This window comes from Sphingomonas pokkalii (genome assembly GCF_003096275.1).
Lineage (GTDB): Bacteria > Pseudomonadota > Alphaproteobacteria > Sphingomonadales > Sphingomonadaceae > Sphingomonas > Sphingomonas pokkalii.
In genome coordinates this window covers 1,641,556-1,656,001 of the sequence record NZ_QENQ01000001.1, presented here as the reverse complement: position 1 = coordinate 1,656,001, position 14,446 = coordinate 1,641,556, and the positions used below count along the sequence as shown (strand labels likewise).

The 14,446-nt window shown below is 65.3% G+C and carries 14 protein-coding genes; 8 read left to right on the top strand and 6 right to left on the bottom strand.

Going from position 1 to position 14,446, the window contains the following annotated elements; translation table 11 throughout:
* The first annotated feature begins 98 nt into the window (after positions 1 to 98).
* Positions 99 to 2,366, top strand: a complete 2,268-nt coding sequence (locus tag DD559_RS07520) for a penicillin acylase family protein (RefSeq protein ID WP_240610161.1) — start codon at positions 99 to 101, stop codon at positions 2,364 to 2,366.
* Positions 2,363 to 3,520: a serine hydrolase domain-containing protein gene (locus DD559_RS07515; protein WP_240610160.1), complete on the top strand. Its 1,158-nt coding sequence runs from the start codon at positions 2,363 to 2,365 to the stop codon at positions 3,518 to 3,520. The genes DD559_RS07520 and DD559_RS07515 overlap by 4 nt, the downstream gene beginning before the upstream one ends.
* Positions 3,521 to 3,609: 89 nt before the next feature.
* Here DD559_RS07515 and DD559_RS07510 read toward each other — a convergent pair whose 3' ends face one another.
* Entirely contained in the window at positions 3,610 to 4,434 is an 825-nt protein-coding gene (locus tag DD559_RS07510) for an inositol oxygenase family protein (RefSeq protein WP_116468633.1), read from the bottom strand.
* Between the two features lie 196 nt (positions 4,435 to 4,630).
* Here DD559_RS07510 and DD559_RS20265 point away from each other — a divergent pair, with 196 nt between their 5' ends.
* The 3 genes from DD559_RS20265 (at position 4,631) to DD559_RS07495 (ending at position 7,176) form a co-directional block, all read left to right on the top strand.
* Positions 4,631 to 4,756 carry a hypothetical protein gene (locus DD559_RS20265; protein WP_276308175.1) on the top strand — a complete coding sequence of 42 codons (126 nt, stop codon included), beginning with the start codon at positions 4,631 to 4,633 and terminating at the stop codon, positions 4,754 to 4,756.
* Between the two features lie 52 nt (positions 4,757 to 4,808).
* Positions 4,809 to 6,092 (top strand): GRP family sugar transporter, encoded by a 1,284-nt coding sequence (locus tag DD559_RS07500; RefSeq protein WP_116468632.1) that lies wholly within the window; start codon positions 4,809 to 4,811, stop codon positions 6,090 to 6,092.
* A gap of 76 nt (positions 6,093 to 6,168) precedes the next feature.
* A complete protein-coding gene (locus DD559_RS07495; RefSeq protein ID WP_116468631.1) occupies positions 6,169 to 7,176 on the top strand; it encodes a LacI family DNA-binding transcriptional regulator in 1,008 nt (335 codons plus the stop codon).
* A 176-nt stretch (positions 7,177 to 7,352) separates the two neighbouring features.
* On the opposite strand, the gene DD559_RS07490 is transcribed toward DD559_RS07495, so the two are convergent.
* The 5 genes from DD559_RS07490 to secG all read right to left on the bottom strand — a co-directional run bounded on the left by DD559_RS07490 (position 7,353) and on the right by secG (position 12,582).
* Positions 7,353 to 8,804 carry an alkaline phosphatase family protein gene (locus DD559_RS07490; RefSeq protein ID WP_116468630.1) on the bottom strand — a complete coding sequence of 484 codons (1,452 nt, stop codon included), beginning with the start codon at positions 8,802 to 8,804 and terminating at the stop codon, positions 7,353 to 7,355.
* On the bottom strand, positions 8,791 to 9,186 hold the full coding sequence (locus DD559_RS07485; protein ID WP_133243794.1) for a DurN family substrate-assisted peptide maturase: 396 nt from the start codon (positions 9,184 to 9,186) through the stop codon (positions 8,791 to 8,793). The genes DD559_RS07490 and DD559_RS07485 overlap by 14 nt, the downstream gene beginning before the upstream one ends.
* A 640-nt stretch (positions 9,187 to 9,826) precedes the next feature.
* Positions 9,827 to 10,483 carry a peptidylprolyl isomerase gene (locus DD559_RS07480; RefSeq protein WP_116468628.1) on the bottom strand — a complete coding sequence of 219 codons (657 nt, stop codon included), beginning with the start codon at positions 10,481 to 10,483 and terminating at the stop codon, positions 9,827 to 9,829.
* Between the two features lie 4 nt (positions 10,484 to 10,487).
* Complete coding sequence (gene pyrG / locus DD559_RS07475; protein ID WP_116468627.1) at positions 10,488 to 12,119, bottom strand: CTP synthase; 1,632 nt, start codon at positions 12,117 to 12,119, stop codon at positions 10,488 to 10,490.
* Between the two features lie 106 nt (positions 12,120 to 12,225).
* Positions 12,226 to 12,582, bottom strand: a complete 357-nt coding sequence (gene secG, locus DD559_RS07470; RefSeq protein WP_116468626.1) for a preprotein translocase subunit SecG — start codon at positions 12,580 to 12,582, stop codon at positions 12,226 to 12,228.
* Between the two features lie 242 nt (positions 12,583 to 12,824).
* Here secG and DD559_RS07465 point away from each other — a divergent pair, with 242 nt between their 5' ends.
* The 3 genes from DD559_RS07465 to argC are packed head-to-tail and all read left to right on the top strand — an operon-like array spanning position 12,825 to position 14,423.
* The gene (locus DD559_RS07465; protein WP_050990158.1) at positions 12,825 to 13,178 is read left to right on the top strand and encodes a MarR family transcriptional regulator; all 354 of its coding nucleotides are present in this window, start codon (positions 12,825 to 12,827) and stop codon (positions 13,176 to 13,178) included.
* Positions 13,179 to 13,209: 31 nt separating this feature from the next.
* Complete coding sequence (locus DD559_RS07460) at positions 13,210 to 13,488, top strand: SH3 domain-containing protein (RefSeq protein ID WP_116468625.1); 279 nt, start codon at positions 13,210 to 13,212, stop codon at positions 13,486 to 13,488.
* Positions 13,485 to 14,423, top strand: a complete 939-nt coding sequence (gene argC, locus DD559_RS07455; protein ID WP_116468624.1) for an N-acetyl-gamma-glutamyl-phosphate reductase — start codon at positions 13,485 to 13,487, stop codon at positions 14,421 to 14,423. The genes DD559_RS07460 and argC overlap by 4 nt, the downstream gene beginning before the upstream one ends.
* The last annotated feature ends 23 nt before the right edge of the window (positions 14,424 to 14,446 follow it).

The window sequence follows — 14,446 nt, the reverse complement described above, 5'->3', positions numbered from 1 at the left end:
CCCTCCTCCAATCCTGTGCGGCGATCGCCTGTGCCGGATGGGGCAGCACGGCGATGGCGCGGATTGGGCGTACCAAGCCTGCGAGGAGGGTGAACGCCATGGGCATACGGGGCCCCGTGACCATCGCCGACGACGCATGGGGGGTGCCGCATATCCGGGCGTCCTCCATTCCCGATGCCTATTTCGGGCAGGGCTATGTCGTCGCCCGCGATCGGCTGTTCCAGATCGACCTTCAGCTGCGACGTGATCTCGGCCGGCTGGCGGAAGCGTTCGGCGCCCGCTTTGTCCCCCATGATCATGCCGCCCGCCTGCGCCTCTATCGCGGCGATGTCGACGCGGAGCTGGCCAGCCTGCCTGCCGACGTCGCAGCCTGTGCCCGTGCCTATGTCGACGGGATCAACGCCCGCATCGCCGAGCTGGAAGCAGACCCGTCGTTGCTGCCACCCGAATATGGCGTGCTGCAGCTGCGGCCGCTGCACTGGCACATTGCCGATCTGGTTCGCATCCGCAGCGGCGATATGGGCAGCACCGCCGACGAGGTCCGCCGCGCCCAGCTGGCCGCGCGCGGATTGCTGGATCTCGACGCGCTGATCGCGCCGCTGGCCTGGGATTGGAAGCCCCGGCTGCCCGAGGGTCTCGATCTCGCGGCCGTGTCGAAGGCCGATCTGGGCATCCTCGGCGAAACCGAAGGTCCCCTGCCCTGGAGCGATGCGGTGCTTGCCTATTACGATCCGGTCTATGATCGGCTCGATCGCGAAGCCCATGGCAGCAACGCCTGGACGATCTCGGCAGCGCGTTCCGCCACCGGTCGCCCGATCCTCGCCAATGATCCGCATCTCGGCATCGGCGGCTTTTCGCCCCGCCACCTCGCCCATCTGACCGCGCCCGGCTTCGACGTGATCGGTGCCGGCAGCCCGGGGATGCCCGGCATCATGCAGGGCCATACCGACTATTACGCTTTCGGACGGACCAATTCGCATATCGATCAGGAAGATCTGTACGTCCTGGAACTGAAGCCCGACGATCCCGAATGCTACCGCCACCAGGGCCAATGGAAGCGGTTCGCAACGGTGACCGAAGTGATCCGTGTGAAGGACGCCGCAGATGTGGTGGTGACGGTCCGCACCGCCGAACACGGCCCGGTCCTGCTGCACGATCCCGCCCGTCACCGCGCCACCGCGATGGCCTCGGTCTCGCTGCGTCCCGGCGCCAACATGACCTTCGCCATCATCGCGCTCAACCTCGCCAGGAACTGGGACGAGCTCGCCCAGGCGGCGCGGCTGCATGTGGCGCCGACCAACCTCCATTATGCCGATATCGACGGCAATATCGGCTGGCGGCTGCTCGGCCATGTGCCGGTCCGCACCCGGCATGACGGGCTGTTGCCGGTGCCGGGCGACGGGCAATACGATTGGCAGGGCATCCTCCCGGCCGCGGAGATGCCGTCGCTCCGGAACCCCGAAAGCGGCTGGTTCGCCTCGGCCAACCAGTTCAACCTTCCGCCGGACTGGTCGCCGGGCAAGCGCGTGACGAGCTTCACCTGGAACGCGCCCTATCGCTATGATCGCATCGCGCAGGTGCTGGGCAGGCCGGGCAGACACGGCCTGAACGACAGCGTGGCGTTGCAGCATGACGATCTGTCGCTGCCCGCGCAGGCGCTGGTGCCGCTGTTGCCGCGGGGGCTCGAAGGCACGGCGGCGCAGGCGGCCGCCATGCTGCGCGGCTGGGACGCCCGGCTGGGGGTGGACAGCGCCCCCGCCGCGCTGTTCGAGATGCTGTGGATCGAACTCGGCAAGGCCTGCCTGGAAGCGATCGTGCCGGAAGCCGCGCGTGACCTCGTCAAGTCGATCGATCCGCGGCCGATGCTCGCGCTGCTGACCCGCCCCGACGCACGGCTTGGGGCCCAGCCGGAAGCGGCGCGCGATGCGCTGCTGGCGGCGTCGCTCGGGCGGGCCTGGGAGGCGGCGCTGCGCACATTCGGTGCCGATCCGGCGGATTGGCGCTGGGGCGATGCCCACCGCGTCGTCCTCCGCCACCCACTGTCGAGCCGCCCCGCAATCGCCGCGGCGCTGCCCGCGATCGAGGGCGGCCGTTCGGGCGGCGACGGCTTCACCGTGATGGCGCGCGGCTATGTCGCCGCCCGCGACTGCACCGTCAGCCACGGCGCGAGTTTCCTGGTCGTCTGCGATGTCGGCAATTGGGATGCCAGCCGCGTCCTCGCTCTGCCCGGCCAGTCGATCGATCCCCGTTCCCCGCATTATCGCGACAGCTATGCGCCATGGCTGGCCGGCCAGGCGCGGCCGTTTCCGTTCAGCCGTCAGGCGGTGGACGCGCATGTTCGCCACGTCACGGAGCTTCACCCATGAGGATCGGACGGCGGCGCTTTGTGCAGGCGATGGCCGTCGCGCCGCTGTTCGCCGGCCGCGCCGGGCGTGCGGCCGCCGCCACGGCGCGCGACCTGCGGTTCGCCGCCGCCTTTGACGAGATCGACTCCTGGGTGGGTAAGGCCTTTCCAGGGGCTGTCGTCGCGATCGGTATGCACGGGCGGCGGGTGGCGCTGCGGAGCTTCGGGAAGCTGTCGTCCGCACCGGATGCGCCCCCCATGCCCCGCGACGCGATCTTCGATCTCGCCTCGCTCACCAAGGTGGTCGGCACCACCACCGCCGCCGAGCTTCTCTACAACCGCGGGCTGCTGGACCTGGACCGGCCGGTGATCGCCTATCTCCCGGCCTTTGCCGGCACGCCCGGACATGCGCGGATCACCGTCCGCCACCTGCTCAGCCACAGCTCCGGCCTGTTCACCACCGATCTCCTCTGGCAGCACAGCCGCAACCGGCAGGAGCTGCTCGCCCTGATCGATCACATGCCGGTCGCGTGGAAACCCGGTTCGCGCTATCAGTATCGCGACGAGAACATGATCCTGATGGGCGAGATCGTCGAGCGCCTCTCAGGCCAGCCGCTGGACCGCTTCCTGCACGACAACGCCTTCGCGCCGCTCAACATGAAGGATACCGGGTTCAACCCGCCGGCAAGCCAGTTCGCCAGGATTCCGCCGACCGAGCAGGACGACATGTTCCGCCACCGGCTGGTGCGGGGGGTGGTGCATGACGAAAATGCCTATGTGCTGGGCGGGGTCGCCGGACATGCCGGCCTCTTCTCGACCGCACGGGATCTCGCAAAGCTCGCCGAACTCTATCTGCACCATGGCAGGGGACTGCTGAAACCCGCCAGCATCGCCGCCTTCACCACCCGCCAGTCCGAACCGCCGGGAACGTCGCGCGCGCTTGGATGGGACATGACGGAGGCGTCGGGCAGCTTCGCCGGTCCGCGCGCATCCCCGGACGCGTTGATCCATACCGGCTTCACCGGCACCTCGCTCTACATCGACCGGCGTCGCCACGCCTTCATCGTGCTGCTGACGAACCGGGTGAACCCCACCCGCGACAACAAGCGCATCGCCGAAGCCCGGATCGGCATCCACTCGGCGATCCTATCGGCGATCGATACCCCTGTCGGGTGACACCCCTCAACGCCCTGATCCGTAAACGACAGCCTATCGCCCGCGCCAGATCATCACAGTTGTCCGCAGGACGCTCCTCGACAAGGTTTCTACCAGGCGAGCTGCGCAGGCAGGAACTCGGCAAACAGATCATCATAATAGGGCTTCAGCTGGGCCAGGTCCGGCTTGGCATGACCTTTCGAGTACAGGTCGTACTTGTTGAACTCCAGCACCCACTTCAGCATGGCGCGATCCTTGTCATTGCACAAATGATCATAGGCGCCATGCTTGTGCCACGGATAGAAGGAATGGAAGCGGAGCATGTACAGCGCTTCATCCGGCAGATAGGGCTTCATCACCTCGGCGATATAGCCATCGTGGCCGAACGACATATGCACCTTCTCAAGGCCGCAATTGGGTTCGTAGATACCATATTTCGTCTGGTATTCCGGTACGTTGCGATCCGGGTTGCCGGCGAAATATTCGTGGAAGACAATATGCTCCGACCAGGCGCAGCCCACGGGATAGGTATCGCCGACCACGCCCCATTGCGGCTCGCCCCACAGGCACAGGCATTTGCCCAGATCGTGCAGGAAGCCCGTCAGGATCATCCAGCGCGGCTGTCCGTCGCGGCGCATCGCCTCCGACGTCTGCAACAGGTGATCGGTCTGCGACAGATCGGTGTCCGGATCGCTCTCGTCGACCAGCGCATTCAGAAATTCGGCGGCCTCCCAGATCGACTTCTGTCCCCGCGTCAGGCCGAAATATTCGGCTTCCTTGCGCAGCACATAGTCGACGGTCATCTGCTCATGATTGTTGCGATAAAACTGCGCGACGCCCGGAACGGCGGCGGCGTCATACTGGCGAAACGCGTCCTCGGCCTTGCCTTCCTTGTAGCGGCCTTCATCGACAGCCTGTGTCGCGGTTGCACCCATCGATCTACATCCTCTCGTCTTGCTGTTCTGCCAGCGTTATCGCTTACGTAACGGCGTATCGCAAGTCGCGCCAAAGCTCAACAAGTGCTTTGCTCCGCTGGCAAGGGCGCCTTGACACCTCCAACGTTATGGGTAACGCTCCAGCCCTGCTCCAAACCTTCCCGCAGAGAGAAGGGCGAGCCCATAGGAAACGAGGATGCGGATGAACGAACGGCACGCGATACGTGCGTCCATGGTGCGCGCAGTTCTAACGGATATTCAGTTCTGGATTCCCGCGCTGGTTCTTGCCGGCGGCATCCTTCTTCTTGCGATCCTCAACTAAAACACGCCTCCCCGAAGGCGCATACACTCCCAGGAAAGAAAGGAGCGCCATCATGGCGTCTTCACAGAACACGGCTGCGGCATCGGCCAATCCGCAACATATGCTGGGCGTATTGTGCGGCCTGGCCGCCGGCGCCTGGCTTGGCGCCGCGGAAGCGCCGACCAAATTGGTGACGGCGGGGTTTTCGCCCTTCGCCATATCGCTGTGCATGGTGGCGGGCGTTTTTGCGGCGCGCTGGACCTTCCCGACGCTGATGAAGGGCACGGGTTTCGTGTTTTCGGACATCGCGTCCAAGCCGCATTTGATCCTCTGGGGGCTGCTGGCGGGCGCACTCTGGGCGGTTGCGAACACGCTGACCGTCTTCGCCATTCGGGATGTGGGCCTCGCCACCGCCTTTCCGCTGTGGAACACCAATTCGCTGGTCGGGCTGTTATGGGGCTGGCTGCTGTTCCGGGAGATGCGCGGTGCCGGCGCGCGCACCATCGGCAAGGTGGTGCTCGGTACGCTGGCGATCATCGCCGCTGCCATCATGCTGGGCTTCAGCACGCTGCACGATGCCGGGGCATCGCCGCACGCCGCGCGGGGCCTGGCTGCGGCCGCCGGTGCCAGCCTGATGTGGGGCACCATGTATGTCCCCTATCGCAAAGCCTATCTGAGCGGCATGAGCCCGCTGTCGTTCGTCACCATCTTCACGATCGGCGAGCTGGGCACGATGCTGGCGCTGACCTGGTGCTTCGACGGCGGCCCGAATTCCTCCGCCCTGCAGCTGCTGCACCATCGCGAGGTGCTGTTCTGGCTGTTTCTCGGCGGCTTTGTGTGGGTGATCGGCGACCTGTTCCAGCAATATGCCACCAAATATCTCGGCATCAGCCGGGGCATTCCGCTGTCCAATACCAATCAGCTCTGGGGACTGGCCTGGGGCGCGCTGGTATTCGGCGAGCTGGCGACGGCCGACAGCGCCCATATCGGGCTGGTCGTCGGCGGGTCGCTGCTCATGATCCTGGGCGCGCTGGCGATCAGCACGGCGGCCGCGGGCGCGGCGGAGATGGGCAGCCGGGATGCCGCCTTGCGCCGCGAATGCGACCGCTATGGCCTTGACTATGGCGATGCGCTGAGCGCCCAGCATGGCGGGACCGCCAAGCAGTCTGGCGAACGGCGCTGGTGGGACTGGGCGATCGTCGCCGCCGCCGTCTCGCTGTTCGTCTGGCTGGGCGCGGCGGCAGCCGTACCGCCGCTGGCGATGCAATGGGAATGGGTTGCCGTGCTTTGTGCCCTGTTGCTGGCGACGCTGGCGGCGGGCTGCTGGGCATTGTGGACACGCACACGCTTCAACTAGGCGCCTGACTGGACGCCGTTGGGGGCGTGTGTGCATAGAGCCCCCAACGGTTCCAACGCGTTTGAAAAGCTCCCCCATGGCGGTCACGCTCAAAGACATAGCCCGCGATCTCGGCGTTTCGACGGTCACCGTTTCGAAGGTCTTGCGCGGCCAGACCGATATCAGCGACAAGACCCGCGAGCGCGTGCTGAAGCGGATGCGCGAGCTGAACTATCAGCCCAATATGCTGGCGCGGGCGCTGGCGGGTGGACGGTCCCAGGCGGTCGGGCTGGTCGTGCCGGATCTGATCCATCCCTTTTTCGGCGAGTTCGCCCGGTCGCTGGCCGGGGCGCTGCGGTCGGAAGGGTTGGTGCTGGTGCTGGCCTCTTCCGAAGAAGATCCGGAGATCGAAGAACAGGAAATCAAGACGCTGCTGGCACGCGGTGTCGATGTCCTGCTGGTGGCATCGTGCCGCCCGGCAACGCATCCCTCTCCGGCGCTGGCGGAAGCGAGCACGCCGGTGCTGCTCGTCGATCGTCATTTCCTCGATTTGCCGATGGATTTCGTCGGCACCAACGACCTGATGGTCGGTGAACTGGCGGGGCGCCATCTGGTCGGCATCGGCCGCCGACGGATCGCCCATATCGGCGGGCGCGGCATCAGCCCGACGGCGGACCGGCTCCAGGGCTTCCAGCGCGCGCTGGCCGCGGCGGGTGTCGACCTTGCCGAAGCCTATGTGGTGATGCGCGACGGCTTTGAAGAAAGCGGCGATGCCACCGGCTACCATGCCATGCAGGAATTGCTGTCGCTGCGCGAACCGCCGGACGCCGTGTTCTGCTACAATGATCTGTCCGCCATCGGCGCCATGGAGGCTGCGATGCAGGCGGGTCTGCGCATTCCCCAGGACATCGCCTTCATCGGCTGCGGCAATCTGCGATATGCCGAATATCTGCGGGTGCCGCTGACCTCCGTCGACCAGAGCAGTCATCGGCTGGGGGAGTTGGCGGCGAAACGCGTTCTTGATCTGAGCGCAGGGGCCGGCGCCGCACCGCAAACCCTGCGCCTGGAACCGCGATTGATCGTCCGCAAGTCCACCGTTGCCTGAGGTTTCGCGCAACGTTCAGACAACGCGTCTTCCAGCAGCGTACTCCCCTGTCCGCCTCGGCCCCGCCCCCGCCTATCAGGAGTTGAGCCGGTACCGGATCCTGTGCGCGAGAATCGCCAACGAATACCCGGAAGGCAACCGCCGCCGCGCGCTTCGCGGCGGCGGCGGTTTCTTCTTCAAGGCTGGACGAAGCCCTTGCTTCGCGCAAGCCTCAGCTGGGGTTCCGCTTCCATGATGTAATCGGCGGCATCACCCTTGGTGCGGATGGCCTGCACGCGCGCCAGCAGGTCATTCTGCTGACTTTCCGGAAGCATCGCCGCATGCTGCACCATGGCCGAATGCAGGAACCCCGGCAGATTCCCCGCGTCCACCGTCGAACTGGCCGGCGGCGGCGCGACATAGCCAAGCTCGGATGTCGGCGTCGGTGCGGGGTTGGGCAGAACCGTCGGCGTGTCGGTCCGGGGCGCGGACAGCGAGAGCAGCGAGAGCAGGTTGTTTGCAGCCTTGTCGCGTGCGGTAAGCGGCGCGATACCGAACACCGCTTCTACCGTGGCGAGCACGGAACTGTGGTCGTACACTTGGCTGTTGACGGAGCCCTTGGGGATAAGCGGCGACACGATCACGGCCGGTACCCGCACGCCATATTGTTTGAAATCAAAGCCGTACTGATTGTATTTGCTGGACGACCCATCACTCGGCGCCGGCGCCGGCCCCGGCCGCACGTGATCGAAGAACCCGCCATGCTCGTCATAGGTGATGATCAGCAGGCTTGTCTCCCAATGCGGCGAATTGCGGATGGCCTCATAGGTCTGTTTTATCAGCAGTTCCCCACCCGAAACGGTATCCAGCGGGTGCTGGGATGTACCGCCCTTGAAGGTGACGACATTGCCATAGTTCGGCTCGATGAAGGTGAAGCCGCCGGGATAGCTGCTGCTCGCAACGTCGCCGGCGAAATCGGCGAACCCGTGGATATTCCACGGGAAAATGCCCTTCAATCCGCCGAAGATCGTCAGGACGCCATCGGCATACAAGCGCCAGCGGCGGCTGCCGAGCTTGTCGAAGATCGTTCCGTTCGGGAAGGAGAAGCCCTTCACCGTTTCCCAGGTGATCATCTCTGCAGTGGTGGGGCTGTGGTCCAGTCCCCCAGACGATGCCGCGGCGACGAAGAAGCGGTTGGGCCAGGTCGGCCCCGGCATCGATGCGAACCAATGGTCGCACACCGCAAATTCGGACGCGAGTGTATTGAGGACAGGCAACGCGCTGGCCGGAAATCCCTGCATGATCTGCCCCAGATCTGCCGAAGGCGCGTTCCCTTCTCCCGAGCTTGGCGACGAAGCATAGTCGGCGACGAATCCGCTCATTTCTATCGGCGGGTACGGACCGCCCGACGGATAGGAGGCGCCTTTGCCTGCGAGCTGGACAACGACATCCGGAAATTCATGGCCCGGATCAACCGCCATCACGGCGGGGGGTTGATTACCGAAGGGATAGCTGGCGCCGTTATAGCTGTTGGAGGTGCCCGCTGGCGGAACGGCAATTCCCGGAAGGCCCGATGCCCCGAGCATATGGTCGAAGGATCGGTTTTCCAGCATCAAGACAAACACATGCGTGATGTTAGGCAACGTCATTGATGGTCTCCCCTGTTGTAGAACGCGTTGAAGTTGCGACAGACAGGCGCGGCGGCGGTGCGGCTGTGCGCGCTATGGCGAGCCGCTGCCGCCAGTCCGAGCGAATGGAACAGCCGAAGGCCCAGCGATCATCCGTGTCCCGGCGGAATTCGGGGTCGGCTACCGTCAGAAACAGCGCCGTGTCGGTAAAGGGGCAGTCGAACAGGCGGCTTTCCATGCGGAGCATGATCGTGCTGTGCGCCTCAGCGGCAGAAGCAGTGTCCAGGAGCTCGCACAACGTGCCCTTTGGCGGCAGTGCAGAGAGGAGAACCGCCAGCAGCTGGATCTGCCGGATTTCGTCGGTGCCGATCTGGCTTTCGATCGGTGCCGATACAGCAATCATTGCATCGCCCTTCGAATAATCCCGAACGTTGCATCGGGCCGCGAAAGTATGACGCTTCAAAGAAAACACTATCAAAGCACGAAAAGTCCGACTCGGACGTAAAGGTACGACGGCGATTTGCTCGATATCGTGGTAGCAAACGTTCGGCACCCTATCCATGCAGGAACTATTCTTGGATCAGGCGTCTTTTATATCTGCTAAGGCCCCGTCTCATACCAAGGTGCATCGAGGAAGACCCAACCCGCCGCACGCCGTCATCCCGGCGAAGCCGGGATCCATTCGCCGCTCGGTTGCAGCAAAGGCCGATAGCGAAACCCCAATGGACCCCGGCTTTCGCCGGGGTGACGATAGGGTGGCAGCGATGGGTTCTTATCCGTGCAACTTGGTATGAACGTCCATTTCGGGCCATACTCTGGCAAACCTATGGATCATCAGGCGCAATCGGGGCTGGTGTTGTCGAATCAGAACCTGTTCAAAGTCCGGCCTGCCCCAGCCGCGATCGGGCGAGTTTCGAATCGGCCCCCTTCGACGACTCGACGATATCGAAACGGCTCCATGCCATGGCTGCATGATGGCCATGGGGCGGAACGGCAGCGCAAGCTCTTGATGGCGCGGGTGGACATGCCGCACCTGCAAGGCTTCAGTTCGCCGGCTTCAGCCCCAATTGCCAAGGCTTTACCCGGCCGGTCGGCCTCGCCACCCCGTCCAGCCGCTCGGCACGGACGATCGTAACCGGCTTCAGGATCATCTGCCCCTTCATCGCGTCGCGTCCGCCGCCGCTGGGCAGCGCCAGGATACGCTGGACCACGTCCATGCCGCCCACCACCTGCCCGAACGCCGCGAAGCCGGGATTGGCGCCGCGCGCATCGAGGCCGGGATTGTCGCCGACCATGATCGAGAAATTGCCGTTGGCCGAATTGGGGTTCGGCCCGTGCGCCATCGAAATGGTGCCGTGCAAGTGGCGGAGCCCGGTCTTGCTGGTCGGCTCCAGCGGCAGCGGATCGAGCATCCGCCGGGCATCCGTGCCGACGCCGCCCTGGATGAAACCCTTGGTCGGCTCGGTCTTTCGCCGAGCGGTGCGGTAAAAGGTTGTGCCCTCGAACCGACCGTCATCGACATAGGCCAGGAAGTTGGCGACGGTCTTCGGCGCACGCCCGGCATCAAGCGCGACGGTGATCGCCCCCATGCTCGTCACCAGCCGTACCCGGACCTTGCCCGGCGATGCCCGCCCCTGCGGCACCGGCGCTGCCGATACCGCCAGCAACGCCAGCCCGGCGACGAAAGCCCGTCGCAGCACGCGCTTAGACGAGCCGCGAGTGCTTGACGGCGGCTTCGATGAAGCCCGCGAACAGCGGGTGCGGATCGAAGGGCTTGGACTTGAGCTCGGGGTGGAACTGTACGCCGACGAACCAGGGATGGTCGGGCCGCTCGACGATCTCGGGCAGCGTGCCGTCGGGCGACATGCCCGAGAAGACGAGGCCGCCCTCTTCCAGCACCGGCTTGTAGGCGGTGTTCACCTCATAGCGGTGGCGGTGGCGCTCGCTGATCGAATCGGTGCCGTAGATCGAGGCGACCACGCTGTTGCCGCCGAGCTTGGCGGGATAGGCGCCGAGCCGCATCGTGCCGCCCAGATCGCCGCCTTCTTCGCGCTTCTGCAGGCCGTCGGCGGTCATCCATTCGGTGATCATGCCGACCACCGGCTCCTGCGTGGGGCCGAATTCGGTGGTCGAAGCATTGGCGATGCCCTGCGCGCGGACGCCCTCGATGCACGCCATCTGCATGCCGAGGCAGATGCCGAAGAACGGCACATTGCGCTCGCGGGCGAACCGCACGCCGGCGATCTTGCCCTCGCTGCCGCGCTCACCGAACCCGCCGGGCACGAGGATGCCGTGCATCGGCTCGAGCATCGCCGCGACCTCGGCCTGTTCCTGCTCGAAGAGTTCGGCGTCGAGCCAGCGGATGTTGACCTTGACGCGATTGGCGATGCCGCCATGGACCAGCGCCTCGGTGAGCGACTTATAGGCGTCCGGCACGCCCATATATTTGCCGACCACGCCGATGGTGACTTCGCCTTCGGGGTTCTGCAGCCGCTCGACGATGCCGCTCCAGCGGCTGAGGTCGGGCGACGGGCCCGGCTCGATGCCGAACGCCTTGAGCACTTCGCCGTCCAGCCCTTCGCCGTGATATTGCAGCGGCACCGCATAGATGCTCTTGGCATCGAGCGCGGGGATCACCGCCGAGGTCGGCACGTTGCAGAACTGGGCGATCTTGGCGCGCTCGCCGGCCGGCAGCGGCCGTTCGGCGCGGCACACCAGCACATCGGGCTGTACGCCCAGCGCCGCGAGTTCACGCACGCTGTGCTGGGTCGGCTTGGTCTTCAGCTCGCCGGCGGCGGCGATGTACGGCACCAGGGTGACGTGGATGCTGACGGTCTGGCCGCGGCCGAGATCGTTGCGCAGCTGGCGAATCGCCTCGATGAACGGCAGCGATTCGATATCGCCCACCGTGCCGCCGATCTCGCACAGCACGAAGTCGAGATCCTCGGTCTCCGCCTGTGCGAACGCCTTGATCGCGTCGGTGACGTGCGGGACCACCTGCACGGTGGCACCCAGATAATCGCCGCGCCGCTCGCGCTCGATGATCGTCTTGTAGATCCGGCCAGAGGTGACGTTGTCGGCCTGGCGTGCCGTCACGCCGGTGAAGCGCTCATAATGGCCGAGGTCGAGATCGGTCTCCGCGCCGTCGTCGGTGACGTACACCTCACCATGCTGGTGCGGCGACATCGTGCCGGGATCGACGTTGAGATAGGGATCGAACTTGCGGATGCGGACTCGATAGCCACGGGCCTGGAGCAGCGCCGCGAGGCTCGCTGCCATGAGACCCTTGCCGAGCGAGGAGACCACGCCGCCGGTGATGAAGATGTACCGCGCCATGGGAGAAAACGCCTAACGTCAAAGGGCGCAGACCGGCAAGCGTTCGAATCCGCCGGCTGCGCAAATTTTACGGTCAATCCGCCGCCGAAGCGGCGAAATACGGAGATTACTGGCTGAACGGAACCTGGCTGTTGCCCGCAGTCTCATTCGCCGGTGCGGGGTTCGGTGCCGGGGCAACGGCCGGTGCCGCCGCCGCCGGCGCTGCCTGGCGCTGCAACGTCGCATCGATCGTCGTCGAATGCCGGGTTGCCGCAAGGAACGCGAGCACGATGCTCATGGTGATGAACAGCGTGGCGAGAATCGCGGTCGACCGCGTCAGGAAATCGGCAGCACCGCGTGCCGACATCAGCCCCGCCGGGCTACCGCCCGTGGTGAGGCCGCCCCCCTCGGACTTCTGCAAAAGGATCACCGTCACCAGCAGGGCGGCGATGATGAACTGAACGACGAGGAGGAACGTGAACATGGATGTTTCGGAGCCCGTATCAGGAAGCGGGCGACATAGGCGAGCATCCCCCGGCAATCAACCGCCCGTTCGGCGCCCCGCGAACGTGCCGATCCGCAACCCCATGCGCCGGCTGAATTTTCGTCGAAGATTTAGCACAACATTTCGCACACGCACTGAAACCTAGTCGCAAAATGCGCGTTTGTTCGGATGGTTCGATGCCGTGCCGGGCCTGAAACGAACGAGTGATGCTTGTGAACACTATGTCCGAACAGACCCTGGGGTCGTGGAAGAATACGCTGATCGATTATGTGCGTTCGGGAGAGCCCGACCTGACCAATCGGCAAATGGCGCTTCTGATGCTTGTGTATCTCGATCCCGGCCCCCATACGGTGCGCGGGCTGGCGCGGGCGCTGAACGTGTCGAAGCCGGTCGTCACCCGCGCCTTGAATCGGCTGGGCACGCTCGGCTATCTGCGCCGCCAACGTGACGACACCGATAAGCGCAACATCTTCGTAGCGCGCACCGCGGAAGGGGCAGAGTTTCTTGCAGAGTTCGGGCATTTCCTCGCTGGCAACCACCTCAGCGAGCCGGTCCCACAGCGCGCCGACGCGTAAACGACTCGCTCTGGGGGGCAGGTCGGTCACCATGGATCCGCGGGTTGATGCGGTGCGTCCCGACCTGGCGGACATTCGGCTGGCCGGAAGGGTATTCGCACCGCATTATGCGGCGCCGCTCCCGCGCGTCGTTCGGCAGGAAACGACCTTGCACGCCGCCTCCACGCGCGCGGATCCGCCGCTGCTGACCCTGCAGAAGGGCGACGTGTTCGAAGTGCTTGAATTCGCCGGCGGCAAGGCCTGGGGCGTTGCGCCCGGGCCGGCGCTGGTCGGCTATATCGATGCTTCGGCTTTGGGGGAATCCGAATGATCGCGCAGGTTTTCATCGACGGCGCCGCCGGCACCACCGGCCTGGAGATTCGCGAACGGCTCGGCGGGCGGCCCGAGATCCAGCTGGTCGTGCTGGATGACCAGGACCGCAAGGATCCGGGCAAGCGCGATGAGGCCCTGAACAGCGCCGATTTCGTGATCCTCTGCCTGCCCGACGATGCGGCGCGGGAAGCGGTCGCGATGATCCGCAACGAGCGGACCCGCGTGATCGATGCCTCGACGGCGTTCCGCACCGCGCCGGATTGGACCTATGGCTTTGCCGAGCTGGAACCGGGCCAGGTGACCGCGATCGCCGAGGCAGGCCGGGTCAGCAATCCCGGCTGCTACCCGACCGGTTTCCTGGCGCTGGTCCGCCCGCTGATCCGCGCCGGGCTGATCCCGCATGATTTCCCGCTGAGCGTCAACGCCGTGTCCGGTTATTCGGGCGGTGGCCGGTCGATGATCGCCGAGTTCGAAGGCGCCGACGCGGAACGGAGCACCACGGCGTACCGCCCCTATGGCCTCGCGCTGGCGCACAAGCACGTACCGGAAATGCAGAAGCACGCCCGGATCGTCCATCCGCCGATCTTCATGCCGTCGGTCGCGCGCACCTATCGCGGGATGGTGGTCGAAGTGCCGCTGCCGCTCTTCGCCTTCACGCGCAAGCCGTCGGTCGAAGCGCTGGAGAATGTGCTGCGCGACGCCTATCGCGACTCGCCGGTCGTGCAGGTTCTGCCGGCAGATGTTCCCACGATCGCTATCGAGGAAAATGCCGGTTCCGACCGGCTGGCGATTCGCGTCTTCGGGAACGACGAAACCCGCCAGGCACGGCTGGTCGCCACGCTCGACAATCTCGGCAAGGGCGCGGCCGGGGCCGCGGTCCAGAACCTCAACATCATGGCCGGGCTCGATCCCACGGCCGGGTTGGTATTGTAAGGCCGCTTTTCCCCCTCCGCCTC

Excerpts from the sequence above, each read along its gene's own strand:
- DD559_RS07520 (WP_240610161.1), top strand. The coding sequence starts at position 99 with ATGGGCATACGGGGCCCCGTGACCATCGCCGACGACGCATGGGGGGTG.
- DD559_RS07515 (WP_240610160.1), top strand. The coding sequence starts at position 2,363 with ATGAGGATCGGACGGCGGCGCTTTGTGCAGGCGATGGCCGTCGCGCCG.
- DD559_RS07510 (WP_116468633.1), bottom strand. The coding sequence starts at position 4,434 with ATGGGTGCAACCGCGACACAGGCTGTCGATGAAGGCCGCTACAAGGAA.
- DD559_RS20265 (WP_276308175.1), top strand. The coding sequence starts at position 4,631 with ATGCGGATGAACGAACGGCACGCGATACGTGCGTCCATGGTGCGCGCA.
- DD559_RS07500 (WP_116468632.1), top strand. The coding sequence starts at position 4,809 with ATGGCGTCTTCACAGAACACGGCTGCGGCATCGGCCAATCCGCAACAT.
- DD559_RS07495 (WP_116468631.1), top strand. The coding sequence starts at position 6,169 with ATGGCGGTCACGCTCAAAGACATAGCCCGCGATCTCGGCGTTTCGACG.
- DD559_RS07490 (WP_116468630.1), bottom strand. The coding sequence starts at position 8,804 with ATGACGTTGCCTAACATCACGCATGTGTTTGTCTTGATGCTGGAAAAC.
- DD559_RS07485 (WP_133243794.1), bottom strand. The coding sequence starts at position 9,186 with ATGATTGCTGTATCGGCACCGATCGAAAGCCAGATCGGCACCGACGAA.
- pyrG (WP_116468627.1), bottom strand. The coding sequence starts at position 12,119 with ATGGCGCGGTACATCTTCATCACCGGCGGCGTGGTCTCCTCGCTCGGC.
- secG (WP_116468626.1), bottom strand. The coding sequence starts at position 12,582 with ATGTTCACGTTCCTCCTCGTCGTTCAGTTCATCATCGCCGCCCTGCTG.
- DD559_RS07465 (WP_050990158.1), top strand. The coding sequence starts at position 12,825 with ATGTCCGAACAGACCCTGGGGTCGTGGAAGAATACGCTGATCGATTAT.
- DD559_RS07460 (WP_116468625.1), top strand. The coding sequence starts at position 13,210 with ATGGATCCGCGGGTTGATGCGGTGCGTCCCGACCTGGCGGACATTCGG.
- argC (WP_116468624.1), top strand. The coding sequence starts at position 13,485 with ATGATCGCGCAGGTTTTCATCGACGGCGCCGCCGGCACCACCGGCCTG.